This is a genomic window from Marinobacter sp. LA51 (assembly GCF_030297175.1).
GTDB lineage: Bacteria > Pseudomonadota > Gammaproteobacteria > Pseudomonadales > Oleiphilaceae > Marinobacter > Marinobacter apostichopi.
In genome coordinates, this window is the sequence record NZ_AP028070.1 from 2,596,930 (window position 1) to 2,618,820 (window position 21,891).

General features: G+C 55.8%; 16 protein-coding genes. 12 read left to right on the plus strand and 4 right to left on the minus strand.

Annotation, left to right across the window (positions count from 1 at the left end; genetic code table 11):
• Window positions 1–202: 202 nt before the first annotated feature.
• From pilB to yihG, 12 genes are all read left to right on the plus strand, one after another.
• Window positions 203–1,915 (plus strand): type IV-A pilus assembly ATPase PilB, encoded by a 1,713-nt coding sequence (pilB, locus tag QUE89_RS11930; protein WP_286220300.1) that lies wholly within the window; start codon window positions 203–205, stop codon window positions 1,913–1,915.
• 2 nt (window positions 1,916–1,917) lie between these two features.
• On the plus strand, window positions 1,918–3,141 hold the full coding sequence (locus QUE89_RS11935) for a type II secretion system F family protein (RefSeq protein WP_286220301.1): 1,224 nt from the start codon (window positions 1,918–1,920) through the stop codon (window positions 3,139–3,141).
• A gap of 67 nt (window positions 3,142–3,208) precedes the next feature.
• Complete coding sequence (locus QUE89_RS11940; RefSeq protein ID WP_286220302.1) at window positions 3,209–4,084, plus strand: prepilin peptidase; 876 nt, start codon at window positions 3,209–3,211, stop codon at window positions 4,082–4,084.
• A 3-nt stretch (window positions 4,085–4,087) separates the two neighbouring features.
• A complete protein-coding gene (gene coaE / locus QUE89_RS11945) occupies window positions 4,088–4,687 on the plus strand; it encodes a dephospho-CoA kinase (RefSeq protein WP_286220303.1) in 600 nt (199 codons plus the stop codon).
• Window positions 4,680–5,777 carry a hypothetical protein gene (locus tag QUE89_RS11950; protein WP_286220304.1) on the plus strand — a complete coding sequence of 366 codons (1,098 nt, stop codon included), beginning with the start codon at window positions 4,680–4,682 and terminating at the stop codon, window positions 5,775–5,777. Before coaE ends, QUE89_RS11950 begins: the two co-directional genes overlap by 8 nt.
• Before the next feature lie 2 nt (window positions 5,778–5,779).
• Entirely contained in the window at window positions 5,780–6,523 is a 744-nt protein-coding gene (gene tsaA, locus QUE89_RS11955; protein WP_286220305.1) for a tRNA (N6-threonylcarbamoyladenosine(37)-N6)-methyltransferase TrmO, read from the plus strand.
• A gap of 157 nt (window positions 6,524–6,680) precedes the next feature.
• Window positions 6,681–8,918: a response regulator gene (locus QUE89_RS11960; protein ID WP_286222879.1), complete on the plus strand. Its 2,238-nt coding sequence runs from the start codon at window positions 6,681–6,683 to the stop codon at window positions 8,916–8,918.
• Between the two features lie 47 nt (window positions 8,919–8,965).
• Window positions 8,966–9,154 carry a DNA gyrase inhibitor YacG gene (gene yacG / locus QUE89_RS11965; protein WP_041341109.1) on the plus strand — a complete coding sequence of 63 codons (189 nt, stop codon included), beginning with the start codon at window positions 8,966–8,968 and terminating at the stop codon, window positions 9,152–9,154.
• Between the two features lie 112 nt (window positions 9,155–9,266).
• Complete coding sequence (locus QUE89_RS11970; RefSeq protein WP_286220306.1) at window positions 9,267–9,827, plus strand: YfaZ family outer membrane protein; 561 nt, start codon at window positions 9,267–9,269, stop codon at window positions 9,825–9,827.
• 141 nt (window positions 9,828–9,968) lie between these two features.
• Window positions 9,969–12,176 carry a hypothetical protein gene (locus QUE89_RS11975; RefSeq protein ID WP_286220307.1) on the plus strand — a complete coding sequence of 736 codons (2,208 nt, stop codon included), beginning with the start codon at window positions 9,969–9,971 and terminating at the stop codon, window positions 12,174–12,176.
• A 98-nt stretch (window positions 12,177–12,274) separates the two neighbouring features.
• The gene (locus tag QUE89_RS11980) at window positions 12,275–13,201 is read left to right on the plus strand and encodes a glucosaminidase domain-containing protein (RefSeq protein ID WP_286220309.1); all 927 of its coding nucleotides are present in this window, start codon (window positions 12,275–12,277) and stop codon (window positions 13,199–13,201) included.
• Window positions 13,202–13,240: 39 nt separating this feature from the next.
• Window positions 13,241–14,134 carry a 1-acylglycerol-3-phosphate O-acyltransferase, YihG family gene (gene yihG, locus QUE89_RS11985; protein WP_286220310.1) on the plus strand — a complete coding sequence of 298 codons (894 nt, stop codon included), beginning with the start codon at window positions 13,241–13,243 and terminating at the stop codon, window positions 14,132–14,134.
• 6 nt (window positions 14,135–14,140) lie between these two features.
• On the opposite strand, the gene QUE89_RS11990 is transcribed toward yihG, so the two are convergent.
• From QUE89_RS11990 to QUE89_RS12005, 4 genes are all read right to left on the minus strand, one after another.
• Window positions 14,141–16,831, minus strand: coding sequence for a helix-turn-helix transcriptional regulator (locus QUE89_RS11990; protein ID WP_286220311.1), 2,691 nt, complete (start codon window positions 16,829–16,831; stop codon window positions 14,141–14,143).
• A gap of 277 nt (window positions 16,832–17,108) precedes the next feature.
• On the minus strand, window positions 17,109–18,470 hold the full coding sequence (locus tag QUE89_RS11995) for a DUF1329 domain-containing protein (RefSeq protein WP_286220312.1): 1,362 nt from the start codon (window positions 18,468–18,470) through the stop codon (window positions 17,109–17,111).
• Window positions 18,471–18,504: 34 nt separating this feature from the next.
• Entirely contained in the window at window positions 18,505–20,370 is a 1,866-nt protein-coding gene (locus tag QUE89_RS12000; protein ID WP_286220313.1) for a DUF1302 domain-containing protein, read from the minus strand.
• Window positions 20,371–20,660: 290 nt separating this feature from the next.
• Window positions 20,661–21,845: a thiolase family protein gene (locus QUE89_RS12005; protein ID WP_286220314.1), complete on the minus strand. Its 1,185-nt coding sequence runs from the start codon at window positions 21,843–21,845 to the stop codon at window positions 20,661–20,663.
• Window positions 21,846–21,891: the final 46 nt, after the last annotated feature.

Sequence of the window (21,891 nt, forward strand, 5' to 3'; positions counted from 1 at the left end):
TTTAATGATCGCCTGAACACGTCACTAGGTGACGCTAAACGTCACTCAGACCATCTCTCCGACCTCAAGTGGCACCGGATATTGCCACATTGAAGAGATGAATGCCGCGAATGCCTTCCCAAAATACTGGTAGCCATCTAAACTCAGTTCAACAGACGAAACATCGGTTTCAATAACTTAGGCAGCACTTCTTACTCTATTTATGGCTACTAACAACAGCAATGTAACGCTCACCGGTCTGGCAAGACGTTTCGTGGACGACGGACTGCTGGATGAAGCGACCGCAAAAGACGCGTTTCTTCAGGCCTCCCAGAATCGCATTCCGTTGATCACCTATCTGGTGCAAAACAACCTTGCGAACAGCAGCGGATTGGCGTTTTCTGCGGCGATGGAGTTTGGCGTTTCGGTTTTGGACCTGAGCTCCTTTTTGCCAGAAATGATGCCCGAGAAGGCTGTCGACGAGAAACTGATCCGGAAGCACAACGCTCTTCCCCTATATAAGAGGGGCAATCGTCTGTTTATTGCCGTCTCTGATCCCACTAATATTCAGGCCCTTGACGAAATAAAGTTTAATACCGGCCTGAGTACAGATGCGGTCCTGGTTGACGACGCCAAACTTCGTGCGGCTATCGACAAGTACCTTGAGTCTCAAGACACCACAATGGGCGATCTCGACGATGCCGATCTGGAAGGCGTCGAGACTGAGGGAGGCGAACAGGAAGACGATGGCGCAGTCTCTGCAACTGAGGTCGATGACGCCCCCATCGTTAAATATGTAAACAAGATGCTGCTTGACGCCATTCGTGGCGGCGCCTCCGATGTTCACTTTGAGCCTTACGAGAAAACCTACCGGGTACGTTATCGCACTGACGGTATCCTTAAGGAAGTATCCCGGCCGTCCATCAAACTGGCCCCCAAGATTTCGGCGCGCGTGAAAATCATGGCACAGCTGGACATTTCGGAGCGCCGGGTGCCCCAGGACGGCCGAATTAAAATGAAGCTGTCCAAGACCAAAGCCATCGATTTCCGGGTAAACACACTGCCGACCCTTTGGGGCGAGAAGATCGTTCTGCGGATTCTTGATCCTAGCCAGGCAAAACTCGGCATTGATGTTCTCGGTTACGAAGAAGACCAGAAAGAGATGTACATGACTGCCCTTGAGCAACCACAGGGCATGATTCTCGTGACCGGCCCGACCGGTTCGGGCAAGACCGTCTCTCTCTATACAGGCCTTAACATCCTAAATACCCATGAGCGGAACATTTCTACCGCTGAAGACCCTGCGGAAATAAACCTTGAAGGTATTAACCAGGTTAACGTGAATACGCGTGTCGGGCTTGGTTTTGCCGAAGCCCTGCGAGCATTTCTGCGCCAAGACCCCGATGTCATCATGGTTGGTGAGATTCGAGACCTCGAAACCGCGAACATTGCGATCAAGGCCGCCCAAACCGGCCACTTAGTTCTCTCAACCCTTCACACCAACAGTGCCGCCGAAACACTGACACGAATGATGAACATGGGTGTACCGTCATTCAATATTGCGACGTCAGTGAGCCTGATCATTGCCCAGCGCCTTGGCCGGCGCCTTTGTAGCTGCAAGCAGGCGGCAGACGTTCCCAACGACTTGCTTTTGAAGGAAGGGTTCACACAAGAACAAATTGATACAGGCTTCACGTTGTACCGTCCAAAAGGCTGTGATAAATGCAATGGTGGATACAAAGGCCGCGTCGGTATCTACGAAGTGGTCAAGATCACCGACGAGCTGGCGAACATGATTATGGAAGAGGCCAGCTCCATTAAAATCGCACAGCAGGCTCAGGCCGAAGGCTTCAGAAACTTGCGTCAGTCGGCACTTTTGAAAGTGATTGAGGGTGTCACGAGCCTCGAAGAAGCCAACCGGGTCACGAAGGATTAAGCATGGCAGAGAAAGCGCAAAAGCTGGAATCGTACGTTTGGGAAGGCAAGGACCGCAAAGGCAACAAGTCCAAGGGAGAGCTGACCGGTTCGAACCTGGCCTTGGTAAAGGCCCAGCTTCGCAAACAGGGCATCATTCCAGACAAGGTCAAAAAGAAGCCCAAGCCACTGTTTGGTGGTGGCAGCAAAAAAATATCGCCTTTCGACATTGCGATGCTGACCCGACAGCTCGCGACCATGATGAAAGCGGGCGTGCCGCTGGTGCAGAGCTTTGACATCGTTGCCGACGGTCTTGAAAACAAGGGCTTGCAAGAACTGGTGATGAGCATTCGCAATGACATCTCATCAGGAACCAGTTTCGCCGGTGCGCTTAGCAAGCACCCAAAACATTTTGATGATCTTTACTGCAACCTGGTTGATTCCGGCGAAAAAGCCGGTGCACTGGAACAGATGCTGGACCGGATCGCCACCTACCTTGAAAAGACTGAACTGCTGAAGAAGAAAGTTAAAAAGGCAATGACCTATCCTATTGCGGTCGTTGTTGTAGCCATCATTGTGACCGCGATTCTTCTCGTGAAGGTAGTCCCTCAATTTGAAAGCCTGTTCAAGGGCTTTGGTGCCGAGCTTCCGGTCTTTACTCAGTTTGTCGTCCGATTATCGGAATGGATGCAAACCTGGTGGTTTGTCGTGTTACTCGGGATTGTCGGCACCATTTTCTTATTTAAGGAAGCCGTACGCAGGTCCCAGAAGTTCTCTGACTTTATCGACAAGTACGTTTTAAAATTGCCGGTTGTCGGTGAAATTCTTGATAAGTCTGCCGTTGCCAAGTTCGGCCGTGTACTGTCGACAACCTTCGCAGCCGGCGTTCCTCTCGTCGACGCGCTTGATTCCGTTGCTGGAGCGACAGGTAACGCCGTGTACCGGGACGCCATCATGCGAATAAAAAACGATGTCTCCAGCGGTACACAGCTCCAGGCTTCCATGCGCCAGCAGGATATCTTTCCGGTTATGGCGGTGCAGCTCACGGCCATTGGTGAAGAATCCGGTAATCTGGATGAGATGCTTCAGAAGGTTGCTGAGCACTACGAGGCCGTTGTTGATGACATGGTCGATAACCTGACTGCTCTCATGGAACCCATGATCATGTCGGTTCTGGGTGTTCTCGTTGGCGGCCTCATCATCGCCATGTACCTCCCCATCTTCCAGATGGGCCAGGTCGTCGGTTAATCACCCCTAGCTACCATGGCCGGGCTACTCACCGTAACCCGGCCTTTCTCGTTTTAATGGACGCCCAATGCTCACACTAGACACACTTCTGGCGACGCCCTGGCTTTTGTTCCTGTCCGTCACCCTGCTATCCCTCTGCATCGGCAGCTTTCTCAACGTAGTCATCCTGCGCCTGCCCAAGATGATGCATCAGGACTGGCGCTGCCAATGCGAGGAATTCCTGGAACTGCCTGAAAACCAGAGAAAGCCGGAAGAGCAGATCACCCTGTCCAAACCGGCATCGACCTGCCCTTCCTGTGGCCACACTATTCGAGCCTGGGAAAACATTCCGGTGGTCAGTTACCTGGTACTTGGCGGCAAGTGCGCCTCCTGCAAGACGGGTATTTCACCCCGCTACCCGATCATCGAAGCAATCACCGCCCTGCTCTCCATTGTGACCATTGCACTGCTTGGCCCCACCGAGGCCACGCTTTGGTCGTTGTTGCTAGTATGGTCTCTGGTAGCTTTGACGGTGATCGATTTCGACACCCAACTGTTACCGGACAGCATTACCTTGCCCCTGCTCTGGCTCGGCCTGGTCCTGAATTACTTTGGCGTGCTGACCGACTTCACCAGCGCTTTCTGGGGCGCAGTCTGGGGCTACCTGTCCCTGTGGTCAGTGTACTGGCTGTTCAAACTGGTCACTGGCAAGGAAGGCATGGGGCATGGTGACTTCAAACTACTGGCCGCACTAGGCGCGTGGCTGGGCTGGCAGCTGCTGCCGGCGGTAATCCTGCTGTCTTCCGTGGTTGGTGCGGTGGTGGGCATCAGCCTGATGATTTTCAAGAAGCATGGCCGCGAGGTACCAATTCCTTTCGGGCCCTACCTGGCGGCTGCGGGCCTACTGTGCCTCTGGTTTGGAACCGAGATCCAGCGTTTCTGGTTTGGCTTTCTGGGTGTGTAACTGATGGCGATCGTAGGCCTTACCGGCGGAATCGGCTCCGGCAAATCGACTGTTGTCCGCATGTTCGGGGATCTTGGCGTCCACTGGGTCGACGCGGACGATGTTGCCCGCGAAGTGGTTGAGCCGGGCACACCTGCACTCAAAGCTATTGCCGAACATTTTGGTGCAGACATCCTGGATGCCGCCGGTGCCCTTGACCGCGCAAAGCTTCGGACCATTGTGTTTGAAACACCGGAGGAGCGCGAGTGGCTGGAAGCGCTGCTGCACCCAGTCATCCGGGAAGAGCTGATCCGCCAGCTGAAGCCGGAACATTACTCACTGCCGTACGTGCTTCTGGTCACTCCCCTGTTGTTCGAAACCGACCAACACCAACTTGTGGATTACGCCCTGGTGGTGGATGTCCCAGTTGAGGTTCAGATCGAGCGTACCGTGGCGCGGGATGCCAACTCTCACGATCAAGTTAACCGAATTGTTGCTGCGCAGATGCCCAGGGATCAGCGGCGTGCGAAGGCCGACGCTATAATTGATAACAACCGTCCACACGTTGACGTGGAGCGTCAGGTTCATGAATTGCATAAAAAGATGTTGGTGGACTTTGCCTGACCGCTACTCTCGTTCCCTGCTGACCGGCATCACTGCCGCATGCTTTTTCTTGTCCCATGCACCCGCTCAGGCAGCTGAACCTGTATTCCAGATTCAGGAGCGCCCGGTGCCCGGTGTACTGTCGCCCGATTCCTTGCCTGAGTCCTTCTATACTTTCTCGCCCGAGGAGTACTGGGACGAGCCCAGGGATTCCTACTGGTTCGAATTCAGCAACTGGGTATTGCTGCAGGGGCGAACTCAAAACCCCAAGATTCAAAGGCTCGGTCAATGGGCAGATCGCACGCTGTCAGGCAGTCAGCACGACCTTCCCAACAACGCCAGTTACCTTCGCGTTGGATTTGCTACCGAATCAGAGTACGGCGATCCGTTTCAATTCGAGCCGGAGGCCCGATTCCGTCTCGATGTTCCCACTACCCGTCGCAAACTTCGCCTGGTCATTGAGAGTGAGAGCGAAGAGTTGATCCCGCTGGAAGAGCGGCAGCGAGACCGTCAATTAACAGAAACCGATCGTACCGACACCGACACCACCGGTGCCCTGCGTTATCTGACCCAGATCGGCGATGCCATCAACTTATCCAATGACGTGGGTGCGCGCCTGAGATTTCCGCCCGATGCATTCTGGCGTGCCACGGCCCAGAAGAAATGGCGGCTGGACGATAACTGGCTGATGAATGTCCAGCAACGTTTCTATTACTACCACAGTGATGGCTGGGGCGAACGCACCTGGCTTGGCTTTGGCCGCTCGGTCGGTAATGGCTGGTATTTTCAGTCTTCTTCAGAACTGGAGTGGGTGCACAGGGATCGGAAGTTCGTGGCGGCCCAGATCTTCAGTGTCGATAAGCGGCTGAACAACCGCTCAACCCTGACGCCCCGACTGGGGGTTCTGGGGGAAAGCCAGCCCTCCTGGCGCCCTACCACAGCCTTTGCGGACTTGACCTGGCGGTACCGCCTGCACAGCGACTGGGTTTACGCGGAAGTAATACCTGCCCTGGAATTTCCGCGGGAAGAGAGTTTCAAGGATCGGGCGTCGGTGCTTTTCAGGATAGAATTGTATTTTTCCGGCAGCCTTGAACGCCCTTACCTGGATTAACGATGCCAAGACACCCCTCCCGTCCGGCGCTGGACGCCCTGACACTTTCGCCAATCGCTCTTACCCGGTCGTGTTTTCGCGACAAATTCGGCGTGCCCCGGCAACCGGGACTGACCCGCTACGCCCACGCGGAACTTGTCATCGAACCACCTTACGATCGTGAGGATGCGTTCCGGGGGTTGGAATCGGCTACCCATCTCTGGCTCACCTTTCAGTTCCACGAAGCGGTTCGTGCCGAGTGGCGCCCGGTGGTCCGGCCTCCTCGTCTTGGCGGTAACCGGAAGATAGGGGTCTTTGCCAGCCGGTCGCCATTTCGGCCCAACAGTCTGGGCCTGTCTGTCGTCAGGAACCGGGGAATCAGTCGCAAAGACGGCCGACTGATCCTGAACATCAGCGATCACGACCTGATCGACGGCACCCCTATTCTCGACATCAAGCCCTACCTGCCATTTGCCGACGCGGTGCCCGAAGCTTCTCTGGGATGGGCCGACAGCCCGCCCACCGAGCAGCTGTCAGTCTCTTTTCTGCCAGAAGCCGAACAGCAGCTCCAGACCCTCCCGCCAGAGGAATACCCTGATCTGCGAAACCTGATCAAAGATGTGGTCAGTTACGACCCACGGCCCTCATTCCGCCGGGGTCGGGAGGAAGAGCGAATTTACGGGGCGCACCTTTACGATTTGAACGTTCGCTTCCGCTTCGTGAACCTTGATTCACAGGAACGTGTCGAAGTCCTAACTGTCTGTTAAACTCCGGCAGGTGAGTTAGTAGTCGACACAGGGAACTCGTGCATTGCCTTCAAACCGGTTTTTAAAACGCTTGGGAATCCGGCCGCTCGCGGCCCGTCTGCTTGCGTATGTGTTGCTGTTCAGCCTGGTGTTTTCGCTGGTTGCGACCGGCATCCAGATGATCGGCGAATTTGAACGCCGGAAAGAAGACCTGCAAAACACCCAGGCCCGTGCTGCCGAATTGGTGTCCGGCAGTATGAGCAACAACATCTGGTTGATGAATTACAGCGAGGTTGCCAACAGCCTCGATGACATGAAAGCCGTCAATGCTATCCAACACGCACGGGTAAGTACCTCGACCGGTGACGAGTTCACCACCGGCACCTTTCCCGAAGGCCGGGTAATCTCACAAACCTTCCCTCTGATTTTCGACCGGTCCACTTTTCGCAGTCCCGAAGATGTTGGCAAGCTCACCCTCACTTCCTCAGTGGAGCGCATCTACGACGACCTCAGGGATCGGGCGTTGCTGAACCTGCTGTTTCAATCAATTGTGGTAATGCTGGGCACCTTTGGCTTGCTGATCATTGTTCGCCTGACGCTTTCGCGGCACCTTGAGGCCATGGCCGACTACGCCGCCAGACTCAATCTCGATGCTCTGGTTGATCCGCTAAAGCTCAAACGCTCTCCACCCAAAACGCCGGATGAGCTGACCGAACTGGAGCAGGCGCTGAACAAGATGCGACTCCAGATCCTCGAAGACACCCAGTCCCTGCGCCAGACTACGATTCAATCCCAGGGCGAACGGGATCAAGCGGTAAGGGCCAATCACGCCAAGAACCAGTTTCTCGCCAACGTCAGCCACGAACTCCGCATTCCCCTGCAATCAGTACTCGGCTACGCCAACCTGCTCACCGACACCCCCCTGGACCAGGAGCAGAGCGAATACGTTGCCACCCTGCTAAACGCATCCGAAGGTCTGTCGGCAATTATCAATGATCTGCTTGATATTTCAGCAATGGAAGCGGGCAAACTGGTACTGGATGATATTCCCTTTGATCTACGGGAGACCCTGAACGATCTGGTGCACATGCTTGGGCCCAGGGCGCGAGAAAAAGGCCTCGCTCTTGAGCTGCGCATTGATGAAAACCTGCCCTGGGTTCTGAAGGGTGACCCGGTTCGGGTTCGCCAAATCCTTCTCAACCTGACCTCCAACGCCATCAAGTTCACCGATTCTGGGCACGTTTTGATCAGTATCGAGGTTCTGGGCCGACGCGACGGAGAGCTCAGGCTTCGCCTGGCGGTGGAAGACACCGGTGTTGGTATCAACCCGGAAGATATTCCCCTGGTGTGTGAACCCTACGTTCAGCTTGAACAACGCTTCCAGCGCCAGCTGCCCGGTGCCGGCCTTGGCCTGACCATTTGCCGACAGCTGGTCAACCTGATGGAGGGTTCACTGGATCTGGAGAGTCGTCCTGGCGAAGGCTCCACCTTCTGGATCGAGCTCAAACTACCGGTCGCACCGGAAAGCTCAACCCGGGTAAGGCCAGATGACCGGATGGTTAAAAACCGCCGTATTCTGGTGGTGGACTCTTACGAGCTTTCCCGCAAGATTACCCTGGAAATGCTCTCCCGGCATGACGTTCACATTGAGGCTGTTAAATCTGCCGGCGAGGCATTGACGTCCCTTCGCCAGGCATTTGATAGCCAGCAGCCATTCGACGCCATTGTTCTGGACGGCTTTGTTCCAGACATGGACAGCGACCTCCTGTGCCGGCAGATTCGCGGCAACCCGTTGTGGGCCGACATGCGCCTGCTGATGCTGTCGTCTAACCCCCAGCGCGGCGATGCTGAGCACTTCCGCCAAGCCGGCGCCGATGCGTTCCTGAGCAAGTCGCTGCGCGAGTCCTGCCTGATGCCTATCCTGAATCAGCTCTTCGCAGACGCGGCGAAAAAGGAACGGCGATTCCTGACCCGGTTCTCGCTGCAGGCCGTCAGCGATTCCTCTTGCCGTCGGGAACTGCCCTGTGGACGCATGAAAGTGCTGCTGGTTGAAGACAACCCTGTCAACCGCACACTCACCCGCAGGCTGCTGGAAAAACTGGGCTGTGATGTGATGACGGCCAACGATGGCGAAGCAGCCGCCAGCCTCTGGCAGATCAATCCATTTGATCTGGTATTCATGGATTGTTTGATGCCCCGGGTGGACGGGTTTGAAGCCACACGGCGGCTGCGACAATGGGAGGCCACCAATCAGCGTGATCGCACCCCTGTGGTGGCACTCACAGCCAGTGCCATGGAAGAAGACGAGGAAAAATGCCGACGCGCCGGCATGGATTCGTTCGTAGCCAAGCCTGTCAATATTGAAATGTTGAGGGCAGTACTGGAACAATACTGTAAGGCGTCCGCAGTCTCCTGAGCAGATTGCGGGCAACAGATACAGTTATACGAGCGTCAAAGGCAACCATGAACGTTGAATGCCCCACCTGCAAAAAAACCGTGGAATGGACCGAATCCAACCCGTTCCGCCCGTTCTGCTCCGAGCGCTGCAAGCTCATCGACCTCGGCGCCTGGGCCAATGAAGAATACCGGGTTCCCGCCGAGAACGTCTCGCCGGACGATCTCGACCAGGGCGGCGAAGAAACCCGTCACTGAATAGTCGATCTAGCACCAGATTAAACGTGGCTTACCACCTTTTAAGTTGAGTGCCCAAGGTCGGCCCGTTACCATACCCCAACTTTTTTAATCACTTACGAAAGGTGCATGCATGAAAGCGTCCCGTATTTCCCTGATGGTTCTGTCTCTCGCTGCAGCTCCGGCGTTTGCCGGCGATGTCGACCTGAGTCTCACTAACGACTCAGTAAAAGGCCAGGTGAACTTCCTGGGCAGCAACGACGAACTGCAACTGGGAACAGGCTACACCTACCGTGAAGGTGGCTTGGACATCCTGAACCTGGATTTTCATGCCCAAGGCCGGACCGCCATTGGCAACCTGCCCACTACCGCCGGCATTGGCATGCGTGCCTTCGGCTGGGATGCCGATGAGCTGGACGGCGGCGCCGTTGCACTGGGTGGCTTTGCAACCCTGAACATCCCCAAGGTGCCAGGCCTGTCCTTCACTGGCGGTCTGCACTACGCGCCGAGCATCCTGGCCTTTGGTGATTCCGATGACCTGACCAGCCTTGAACTGCGAGGCAGCTATCGAGTGATTCGCAACGCCGAGGTTTTTGCCGGTTATCGCTACCTGAACACCGATCTTGACCGCCCCTACCGTGGCGACGTCAATCTCGATGAAGGCGTTATGGCAGGCATGAAGATCTTCTTCTGATGTTCGGATCTGACCCAGCACCAGGGTCACGGAAATAGAAAAGGCGCCTACTTGGGCGCCTTTTTCGTGCCATCCCTCACGCTTTGCCGGCTCCCCCGCTGATAGACTGAACGCCTGAATTTTCGGTGGGGATCGTCAGGTATGCGACTGAAATCGAGGCTCGCTTTTTACGCAGCATTTACGGCTCTTATTGGCTGCGGCGGTGGCGACGATGCCATCCGAGATGTAAGGGGCAACCCCAATGATTTTGCCGGCGGACAAAATCCTGTCAACGATTTCAGTTCCGCCAGCACTGGCGATTCCAGCAACAGCAATGGCCTGGCCGCCAATGAAGTCCGGATTACCATGGAAGTCCCCGGTGGCGTGGCGCCGGACGCCGAACTCACCCGGCGCAATTTAAGAATTGTTCAGCCTGATCGGGTGCAGGTGTACACCACCAACACGTCCCTCCAGAACCTGGGGGCAGTTCCGGTATCCATGCGCACCGATGACAATGGCTTTACCGTTATTGGCTTTGACGGAGGGCAGCACCTCGGTCCCGATGTCATCATTGAGGCCAGTTACAACAACACTGTGATGCGGGCGTTGGCCGCCGACGCTGACCGCGACGTGAAGATCAACCCTTTTTCCGAATACCTGGTTCGCAACACCCTCGCCGAGTACAGCGAAAGCCAGCTACAGGGCATTCTGGACTGTGTAGCAGACGCCGGCGGTCAGCTTTGCCTGAATAAATACGTGTGGTCGACCCTTGCTGACCAGGTGCACGATTTCGAAATCGACATCTCATCCGACGCAGACCTGGAACTTGCTCTTACGACACTCTCTGATCGTGGTGATTTTTCCAACTACGTCGCGGCCATGGCCGACTATGCCCTGCTTGATGAAACTTCCTCGGGCAAGATCAGCGCCAGCTCGGCGGATTACAATGCCGTGTTTTTTGGCGTTGAGTTGGGCCAGACGTCCCTCGAAAGCTCACTGACGAACTCAGGGCAATGGGGTGTTCGCCTTGCCAAAGAAGAACGGTTGGACGACATCAACGGCGTCGGGTACGTCTATCCGGCACTAACGCTGACCAGTTTCGATGCCTTCAACATAAAGGTGACATCGCTCGCCAGCGACATCCCCTACGAGCGTGAAGCGCTTATTCATCAGGTTGGCAACAACTTCTTTCTGCGCGGCTCAGATCAATGGTCACTCAACACCCACGCTTCATCCCCCGGTGCCGCCACGCTACTGGACGATTCCCGGCTGTTGGCAGGTCGAGCGCTTTACCAGAGCATCACCGGGCGAGGCACGTCGAAAACAATCGGCTGGACCCGCAACCCCTATTACCTTGACGCCTACACGTCTACCCCGGTGTCCGAGACCGTCGGCCCGGACCGGATTATCAGCGGCTACTTCAGCGCCGGTAAAGCCATCGAACTCGAAGAAGCGGGAGACGAACTAAAACGCAAAGAAACTGTTGAAGATCATTACCTGTCGGTACTGGAGATTGATCTGTTGCGGGAGCCAGACTTCGAACTGGACACGCTCAATGGCAGGGAACTCAATGTCGTGTACCTTGCACTGCAATTCGGCGAGGGCACTGTGCCAGTTGCCTTTGAATCCGGCCTGGGTACCTGGAACATTGCAGTGGACGGCGCAGCAGAAGATGGCCGGGCTACCGCAACCATCACCCAAAACCAAACTATCCTACAGATCCAAAGAGGCTCCAGCGGGACCGTGTCCTCAAGCGTTGATACTCTGCTCACGCCTTGGACGCTGAGTTCGCGCACCTCCCGGCTCAGTGACGGTGACAAAAACATTGGCCGCCTGAATCTGGACGTAGACGATGCCTCGGGATCTTTTGAGCAGCCGGATATCGGTGTCGGCGCCAGCAATCCTGAGGGTGACATGCTGGCATTCAACCTGAACGGAAGCCCCGGAGGAGACGGCCTGCTCATCGCAGCCGCCGAAACCGATTCGCCCGCACCGGCCAGCGGCCGTTTCAGACTGCAAGGTGTTCGCCTTGGGTTGGGGAGCGGCAGTAACACCCTGGCCCACTTTGAGAACTCAATCCTCACCATCACATCAGGAAGCACAGCTACTCTGACACCTCGCACTTTAAAGGTTTCGCACTCGGTGAGCGGTGAAACGGTCTCTGCGCCTGAGCTCCAGGAGTCCGCAGACATTGCCCTGACCTACTCCGACCTGAATGATGGTCAAGTCCTGTTCACCAACGCCAATCTCAACCTGGACGGTTTCTTCACCGACGACCAGACTCAGTTCTACCTGCGCCTCAGGGCTACCCAGGCGGGTGAAGAACAGATAGGTCTAGTGCTGGCAACCCGAATTCCAGAGCCCTCGTAAGCTGAAAAGCCCTGACCTGGCAGGCACTGACCCGATTGGCAGACGGCAGCGTATAACCTGTTATAATCGTTGGCATATCGTTCGTGACGAGAGGTTTTATGTCTGCCGCCAAACGTAGTCTTTTGCTCATCCTTCCACTAATTGCATTCGCCGTGGGCGGTGGTTTCTATGTGCCACCTTCCACAATGGACGACGGGCGTTCAGGCTCGGAACTCCCGCTGTCATCCTTGCCCGCACTACCAAAGTGGGCGCATCAGGGCCTGCCCGACTTCACCAGCTACAACGACACAACCGAGAAAAAAGCCGCCTTTTTCTCGTTTTTGTATCCGCGCATTGTTCTTGCTAATTCCCGGATTCTAATTGAACGCGATTACCTGCAGAGCCTGGCCCAGAAATCCGAATTGTCTCAAGATGAACTGCAGTGGCTGAATAGTCACGCAGATCGGCTACGAATCGACGCCAAGCCAGGCAGCAAGGAACAGTTTGCGCTACTGCGTAAACGTCTGGACGTAATTCCACCATCCCTGATTCTGGCCCAGGCTGCCAATGAGTCTGCCTGGGGCACGTCCCGCTTTGCCACCAAGGGCTACAACCTGTTTGGCCAATGGTGCTTTTCAAAAGGTTGTGGCCTGGTCCCCAAGAGTCGGGTGGAAGGCGCCAACCATGAGGTTGCCAAGTTTTCTTCGCCGTTCCGGTCGGTACGGGCGTACATCCAGAACCTGAACCGGCACCCGACGTATCAGGAGCTCCGGGATATTCGGCTTCAGGATCGTCGAGGCAACGATCCCCTTTCCGGGCCTGAACTGGCTGGAGGGTTACTCGGATATTCCGAACGTGGCCAGGACTACGTTGAAGAAATCCGGGCGATGATCCAGTACAACAACCTGTCCTACTATGATGACGACTTTAGGGGCGTGGTCCGCAACGTAACCCCGGACCGGTTACAGAAGCTGGCAACGTCGACCCCGGAAACTGCGCTCCTGCCCAACCAGCAAGCCGCTGCCACGGAGCCGAGTGACGGCTGAGCCCACGACTGACAAATCTGACAGCAGAGACGGCCTCTAATGCTTCACTTTTTGCCCGCGCCGCTGAAAGGAACCCTGGCGGCGCTACTCATCCTGTGCAATACCCTGGTGCTCTTTCCAGTTCTATTGCTGTTTGCTATAGGCAAGCTGGTTTTACCCGTCGTACCAGTAAGAAAAGCCTGTACGGTTGTGCTCAACCGAATTGCCAGGATCTGGATCGGATTTAACAATCTGCTGATGGACACGCTGCATCAGGTTGAGTGGGATGTGCGGGGAGTGGAAAAGCTAAGCTCTGAACACTGGTATTTTGTCACCTGCAACCATCAAAGCTGGGCGGACATACCCGCCATTCAGTACGTATTGAACAGTCGTATCCCGTTATTGAAGTTTTTTCTAAAAAAGGAGCTGATCTGGGTGCCGTTTTTGGGGATTGCCTGGTGGGCGCTGGATTTTCCGTTCATGCATCGCCATACCAAAGAGCAAATTGCCCAGCGGCCGGAACTTAAAGGCAAGGACGTTGCAGCAACGCAGGCCGCCTGTGAAAAGTTCCGCTACACGCCGGTAACAGTATTCAATTTCATGGAGGGGACGCGCTTCACCCCGGAAAAACACCAGCACCAGAACTCACCGTACAAGCATCTTCTGAAACCACGTGCAGGGGGTACCGCGTTCGTCCTGCAGGCGATGGGCGAGATCATTCACACCATGCTGGACGTCACCATCGTCTATCCGGATGGCAAAGCAGGCTTCTGGGATTATCTATGCGGACGCATCCGTCGCATCGTTATCGATGTTCGCACACGGGAAATTCCGCCTCGTTTTTTGGGCATGGATTACGAGAACGACCGCGAAATGCGCAAAGATTTTCAGCAATGGATCAGTGAACTCTGGGCCGACAAAGATGCCCGTATCGAAGCCTTGAAAGCCGGCTAGGCAGAGTTAAAGCAGCCCCAATTCCCGTGCACGGACAATAGCCTGAGTACGCGACCTCACTGCCAGCTTGGCGTTAATTCGGCGCGCGTGGGTTTTGACCGTGTGCAATGAGATATGAAGTTTGTCAGCAATTTCCTGGTTCGACAGCCCTTTCGCAATCAACTCCAGGACACCTTGCTCCCGATCACTGATCGGCTCCGCCAGTGCCTCAGCTGACTCAGTTTCAGGCTGAATGCGGTACAAGCGCCCCAAGGAATCCTTGAACGGTCCATTCGCGATCTGGGCGAACCCTTTCGTCATCAGATCCCGAAGTTCATTCTGAAGCTCCGCAAACGGACTGATGAAATGCTCCCGCGATGCTTCGGCGACCACCGAAGCCAGGATCTTTTGCGCTGCACTCAGCCCCTTCTCTTCCTGCACGAGCACTGCCTCCAGCAAACGAATGTGCAGCTCTACCCCCCACGGAATCACCGCCTCATAACGCTCCCGAATGCCCGTCAGGGTTTCGCGTGCACGTACACTGTCGCCGCGCGCCAGAGCCACCCGGACGTCCATGCAGTCCAACAACCCTGGCATCATCGGGAAAAGCTCCGGCACACAGCCCGCCAGACGATAAGGCTCCAGCTTGGCAACCGCCTGAGCGGCACTATCCACCTGGTTCTGGGCCAACCAGCAGCTGGCCTTGAGTGCTTCCAGCACAGGAACGAACAGGGTTTCATCCACCTGCCAGGCGTGCATGGTGCGTTCGGCACGGCCAATCCAGACGAACGCATCATCCAGCCGGCCTGCCGCTCGACACATCAGAACGCGAACAGACATTGCCAACAGCAACCCAAGGTCGCGAGTACGCTCGGCATGACGACCACAGGTGACCAGAAGACGGTCAGCCTCTGTGTCTCGGCCCTGATGCCACAACACCAGCACCAGATTCAGCTGCAGACGGGTTTCACCGATCTTGGCCGGCCGTGCCAGTTCATGCATCGCGGTATCCAGCCCGGTACGCAGTAGCTGCTCCGCATGCTTTAACGACCCCTTACCGAGCTCAATTCTGGCATGGGCGTATACCGCCAGTGCCTCCGAGCCTGCATCGCCCGCTTCCCGAGCAAGCCTTGCTGCGGCGCGATTGGCATCCCTCGCCTCCGTGAAGCGGCCACATGCACACAATGCGCTTGATCTCACCATCTGGGTAACCAGCTGTCCCTGAGTGGACAAATCACCTGCACTCAGGGCCTGATCAGCCATTTCCAATGCCGGCACTACCTTGCCTTCTCCCCGGAGGATAAAGGCTCTCAACGCGCAGATGCGTGCTGCATGCTCCTTAGCATCGGACGCTTCGAGCCCATCGATCAGGGATCTGGCCTGACGAAACTGTCCGCCTATGGCATGAACCCATCCGTAAACAATTCTGAGCCGGGCACTGCGCTCCAGAAGCTGATTCGGCAGGCTCTTTCGTAACCGCAACAGGGAGGCAGTGTCCTGCCCCAGCAGCAAAGCCTCTGAACCCTCTGAAGCGATCGCCACCACCGCATCCGAGTCGCCAGCCAGCAAAGCGTATTTCAAAGCTTCAGGAAACTGTTCCCGCTCTTCGAACCAATGGCAGGCATAACTCATCCGGTCTACGTGCCCAGCCATAACAGGCGCTTTCAGCCATTCCTGCAGCAAAGGATTCATCCTGTACCAGCGTCCTCGACCGGGCATGGCCTTTAACGGTAAACCATGCTCCATTGCCTGGGAGGGCACAAAACCTATTTCGGGCATCACCGGAGCCAATGCAAGGAAGAACTCATCAGAACACAGCTCAAGTTCTGCCATGACACGAACAGAACGTCGTTGAGCAGAGGTGAGGTTGCCCAGAACCGACTCTTTCAGAAAACACTCTACGCTATTGGTTTCCTGCACTGGCTTGAGCTCACTGTGGCGGATCAGCTCGCGCCGGTACAGGGCAAGGGGCGTCGGCCAGCCTTCGGTCATGTCATACAGATTGTCGATGGCCACACTGGTGAGCTGGTTTGATTCCAGCAACTGGCCGTAGAACTCGAAAGTTTCGGACCGACTAAATTCCAGGGTCTCACTGGACAGCCGGCTGAAGCGGCTTTCAAGCTCAAGACCGTGGGTCTCAAATGGCAACGCGCGCCGTGAAAGCAGCACCATCGACAGGCACGCCGGAAGATCGGACATCAGCTGTTGCAGCAACGCAACAACGGCGGGGTTACCAAGGTTTTGAACATTGTCGAGAATGAGTGTCCGTGAAGGCGACTCTAGCTCCCGGTCCAGCGTGACCAGCATCATCGCCAGCGCATCTGAAAACGTTGCCCCACCCTGCAGGCTACTCTCGGAGGCCTCCGGCAAGTCGAGTGCAATGGCAATAAGCGTCAGAAATCGGGAAGGCGAATTATCCTGCTCACTCAGCGCTACCCAGCGAAACCTGTCTGGATGAACATCGGCAGCATGTAGGCCCGCCGTCACGGCATGAGATTTACCGTAGCCGCAGGGCGCCTCAACAAACAGCACCCCCCGAGGAATAAGCGCTTCGGCAATCAGTTGATCCAGGGCCGGCCGCGCCAGTGTATCGACCGGCAACAGCGGGATCTGAAGCCTTTGCCTCAGCAGATCCCGAACGAGCTCACCCCGCTGAAGATTACTGTTAGCTGACTGAAATTCGTCGTTGGCTGCACAGCCATCATTGAATGGTTTCACGCACTGCCCCGCTGCAAAACCGGCCAAAATGCATGGCAATTTTTGACCGGAAAATGGATCTCTGCACTGAACTTCCAATGGCGACCGACTCCGGGTACGCCTTTAGTATGATAGGAGGTTAAACCAATTCAGGGGCGGGCTGCAAAATTTTGACGTGAAAGGGTTTTCCGAGGTGGCTCTTTCTTTGGCGGAACACTCGCATGGTCGCACAAGCGTTGCCACAAACAAAAACGGCGGACCTGAGGCCCGCCGTTTTTTTTCACTTCTTATCTGACACTTATCGAGTACCCGCCCGGCGAAGTGCCGCCGGCGTGTAGTCCCGAGACTGGCGATCAGCACCAAACTCGTAAGGATCTTCTTCCTCGTTGGTCAGGCCCAGCGCCAGGTAGCGACCCGACAGCAGGTCATACAGAACCTCGATGGCGTACCAGGGCACGTCCTGATCGTAGAACTGCATGGCATGTGCTTCAGCGACGCGCCAAAGCTCGCCACGGCCATCGTAGTGATCGATCACAGAAGCCTGCCAGGAGTCTTCGTCAATAAAGAAATCACGCTGTGCGTAGATGTGACGCTCACCATCCTTCAGTGTAGCGCGCACATGCCAGACACGGTGCAACTCGTAACGGGTCAGGTCCTGGTTAATATGACCAGCCTTGATGATCTCGTCATACTTAAGGCTCGGATCGACCAGCTTGTAGGAGTTGTAGGGAATGTACATCTCCTTCTTGCCAACCAGCTCCCAGTTGTATCGATCCGGTGCACCGTTGTACATGTCGAAGTTGTCAGAGGTACGCATGCCGTCAGCCGCTGTACCCGGTCCGTCATAGGCCACCTGAGGTGCGCGACGAACTCGACGCTGACCGGCGTTGTATACCCAAGCACGACGCGGCTCAGCTACCTGGTCGATGGTCTCGTGCACTAGAAGTACGTTACCGGCCAAACGAGCTGGTCCTGTAATCGCCTGCTTGAAGTAGAACAGAACGTTGGGATCTTCGCCCGGCTCAAAGTCTTCAAGCGCGGTACGCCAAGTGAACTCATCCTGGAACTTGACCACTGAGTAGGCGCCACCTTCCGTCGGCGTCACCTGTCCAACGTTACGTGCAACGGAGCCACCCCGGTAACGGGTAATGTGGTTCCAAATGGCTTCTAGACCGTTCTGAGGAATCGGGAACGGAGTGGCTTCGGTGTAATTACCGAGACCGTTACCATTCTTGATCAGCTCAACCTTGGTGGCATTCGCCGTGGTCTGGTCGTTAACCTCTTTCGGGTATGTCGCCGTGCGATGCGTCTCATAGACCGGCATGAAGTAATCGTCATAGCGCTTGATCATGGCGATCTGGCCAGTCGACAGGTTGTCTGCGTACTGGTCTACGTTGCTCTGATCAATGACAAACTTCGGCTCTTCGCCCTCGAACGGGTCAACGTAGCGACCATCACCTTTGTAACCTGCCGGCGGCGTGCTCAGCCCACCATCCCAAGCAGGGATGTCGCCGCCGTTGCCTGCTTTCTCTGCGCCAATCGGCGTCAGAGAATTGCCCAGCTTAGCCGCCTCTTCGGCAGAAACCGCACCATAGGCTTGACCCGCAAACACACTTGCAGCCAATACACCCGTGGCCAGTAGTTTCTTGTTCAGTTTCATTTAAAGTACCTCGTTAACCGAATTCTTGCCGGTATCAGAATGAGTAGGAAACACTCACTGTTGCGAAATCACGGTCAGTCAGTTCGTTGTACGGCTTGCCGTCAAAGAAGTTGGTGTAACCGATATTACCGGTAATCTTGTTCTGGTAGACAGCCTCAAGTGAGAGACCTACCGCTTTACTGCCTTCGCTGAACGCACCGCCTGGTTGCGGGCTATAACCCTCAACATCATGCGACCACGCCAGCTGAGGACGCAAGTTTATGCCTGCGAACACGTTCGGGTAATCCCAAACGAAGCGTGCACGGTAACCCCAGGAGAAGTCGGTGGTAAAGCCGTCATTGGTGCAGTAATTGGCGTTGATGTTGAGTGCTGCACCGGTTGAACCAGAACCGTCACAGGCACCACCCGGCAAAGTACCAATACCGAAGTTACCGGAGCGTCCGAAACGACCTTCGTCGTTGTCAGGCAGATCGTGGATATAGGTAGCACCGAATTCGGTGATCAGGGACAAGCGGCTGGCGCCCATGACCTGATCGAAGAACTTGATCAGGGTAAACTGGGCCTGGGAGACCTTGAACCGATCGTAACCGTCCACCTTCTGACCACTCAGGCTAGCTCCGCCATTCTCAGCTTCCCGAGCATCCTGCAGCAGACTGGCGTTGCCGCCGGTTTCCGGATTCTCCAGCTGGAGACCGCCGTAGATCAGCTCAAACGCGCTCCACTGGATGGGCATGTTCGGACGGAAGCTATATTCCGCGCCCAACGACCAACCGCCAGGCGTCGTGGTGTTGATGCTGATGCCGTACAGATCAATATTCTCGGGATACTCGATGAAGTATGACGGGAAGCTAACACCATTGTCTGGGTCATTAACCTGACCACTAACGTACGGCAGACGACTGTTGTACTTGATGTAGTAGAAGCCAAGCTCTGAATCGTTCAGTGCTGGAACGTACCAGCGCATGGCAACACCAAACTGATCCTTGGAATCGGCTTCTTCATCACCGAGTCGCGGAGCAACCAGGCCTTGAGCCAATGCCTGCGAATCGGACAACTGACCCGCCAGTAGTACGGGGCCACAGCCATCGGCGGCAAAATCGTTTGTCGAGAAGAAGGTACCGCAATCGTCTGGCTTGACCGGCTCCCAATCCGCCTGGACGAATGTCTCCAAGGTGATATTTTCGGTCACACCGGCGGAGGCGTAGAACATTTCCACCGGCAGCAGAGCGTCTTTCAATTCGGCGCCCGGCGCACGGAACGCGGGCACGTCAACAGGGTTGATGACGTTGATACCGCCCTGAATAAAGGTGCTTTCACCCCAGCTCAGAACCTGACGACCATAACGCAGACTTACCGGCGTATTGCCGAAGTACCAATCAGAGAACACGTAGGCATCCAGGAGCTCTCCGCCGGAGGCGTTATCCTTGGCTTTATCGTTCAGCTCACGACGCTGACCAACCGGGTCAACCGCACGCTGTTCGTCTTTGAGCTCAAAGTCATAGTAGTAGCGACCACGAACCAGGGCACCGACGCGAGTCAGCGTATCGCTGTCGACGTCGTAGTTCAGGAACAGCTCACTGTTACCCTTAACAACCTTGGAGTAAGTGTCGCCTTTCTCGAAATTCAGGTTGCCGTCATCAAAGTTGTTTGATGACGAGCCTGTATTGGCCAAAGGTTGACCTGGCGCATACTCGGGACCCAGGTTACCAGGCGCGATCAGACGCTTGTCCTGGTCGGCCAACCGCCAACCGACACCCGCGGAAAGCGTGGTGTTAATCTGGGCTTCGACATCCCCCATATAGAATGAATAGGCTGCGGCTTGACCGGACACGCCGGCCGCAACTGCTACGGCTAGCGGCAATTTTGTCCAACGCTGCCATTGTTGTGTTTTTCTTGTCATTGGAAGGCTACTCCATTGTTGTTCTGAGTCGCTGCTCTGATTATTGGTATTCACGATGTATAGGAGGCTTCATGCACAGTGCTCGTGATGTTGGCACTATAGCTAACGCTGTCGAGCGCTTTGATCAGTCAAAAGTATGATTTTGCCTTCATACCCCATTTACCAGCGGGTTTACTCGCACCGCTTCACTATAGACAACAAATCTGGATGCAACCACTTTGGTTTGACGGGGTTTTCTTGGGCGAACAGGAGGGAGATTCGGGCCCATCCCTGGGCCCTTTTGCAGGAGCTTACAGCAATTCAATAGCCATGGCCGTGGCCTCACCACCGCCGATGCAAAGAGCCGCAATGCCCTTCTTCTTGCCATAACGCTGCAGCGCGTACATCAGGGTAACGAGCAGACGGGAGCCCGTAGAGCCAACCGGGTGCCCCTGGGCACAGGCACCACCATGAACATTCACCTTTTCCGGATCGAGCCCCAGCTCGCGGATAGGCATCATGGCCACCATGGCAAAGGCCTCGTTGATTTCAAACAGGTCGACCTCTTCTTTACTCCAGCCAGTTTTACCGAGCAGAGTCTCGATGGCACCAACCGGTGCACAGGTGAATTCTGCAGGATGCTGAGACTGGGTGCTGTGACCCACAATTCTTGCCAGCGGCTTCAAGCCACGCTTTTCCGCTTCTGATTCCCGCATCAGCACCAGGGCCGAAGCGCCGTCGGAGATAGACGATGCGTTCGCAGCAGTCACGGTACCGTCTTTGCTGAACGCCGGACGCAGGCTTGGGATCTTTTCGATGTTGGCGTTGAACGGCTGCTCATCGTCTTCAACAACGGTGTCGCCCTTACGGGATTTGACCGTCACGGGAACGATTTCACCCTTTAACAGCCCTTCGGTGATCGCACGCTGGGCTCGCCTGAGCGAGTTGATGGCATAGTCATCCATCTCCTCACGGGTGTATCCCTTCTTGTCTGCCATTTCCTGGGCGAAAGCCCCCATCAGGCGACCCGTTTCCGCATCTTCCAGGCCGTCGAGGAACATGTGATCCTGCGCTGTGTCGCCAGGTCCCATGCGATAGCCTTTCCGCGCGGTGGGCAGAATGTAGGGCGCGTTGGACATGCTTTCCATGCCACCGGCGACCATGATGTCGTTGCTACCCGCCTTGATCAGGTCATGGGCAAACATCGCCGCTTTCATACCGGAACCGCAAAGCTTGTTGATGGTGGTGGCACCGGTGTTGTCTGGCAGACCAGCCTTGCGCATGGCCTGGCGAGCCGGACCTTGCTTAAGTCCGGCGGGCAGCACATTGCCCATGATCACTTCCTGGACATCAGCCGGCTGCAAACCAGCGCGTTTTACCGCCTCGGCAATGGTGAGAGCGCCAAGGTCAGGCGCGCTAACAGCCGACAGGCTGCCCTGAAAACCACCCATTGGGGTACGAACCCCACTGACAATTACTACGTTATCGTTGCTCATAGATCGATCTCTCTGTGTTATTGATGGCCAAGCTCTCGCTCTGCCT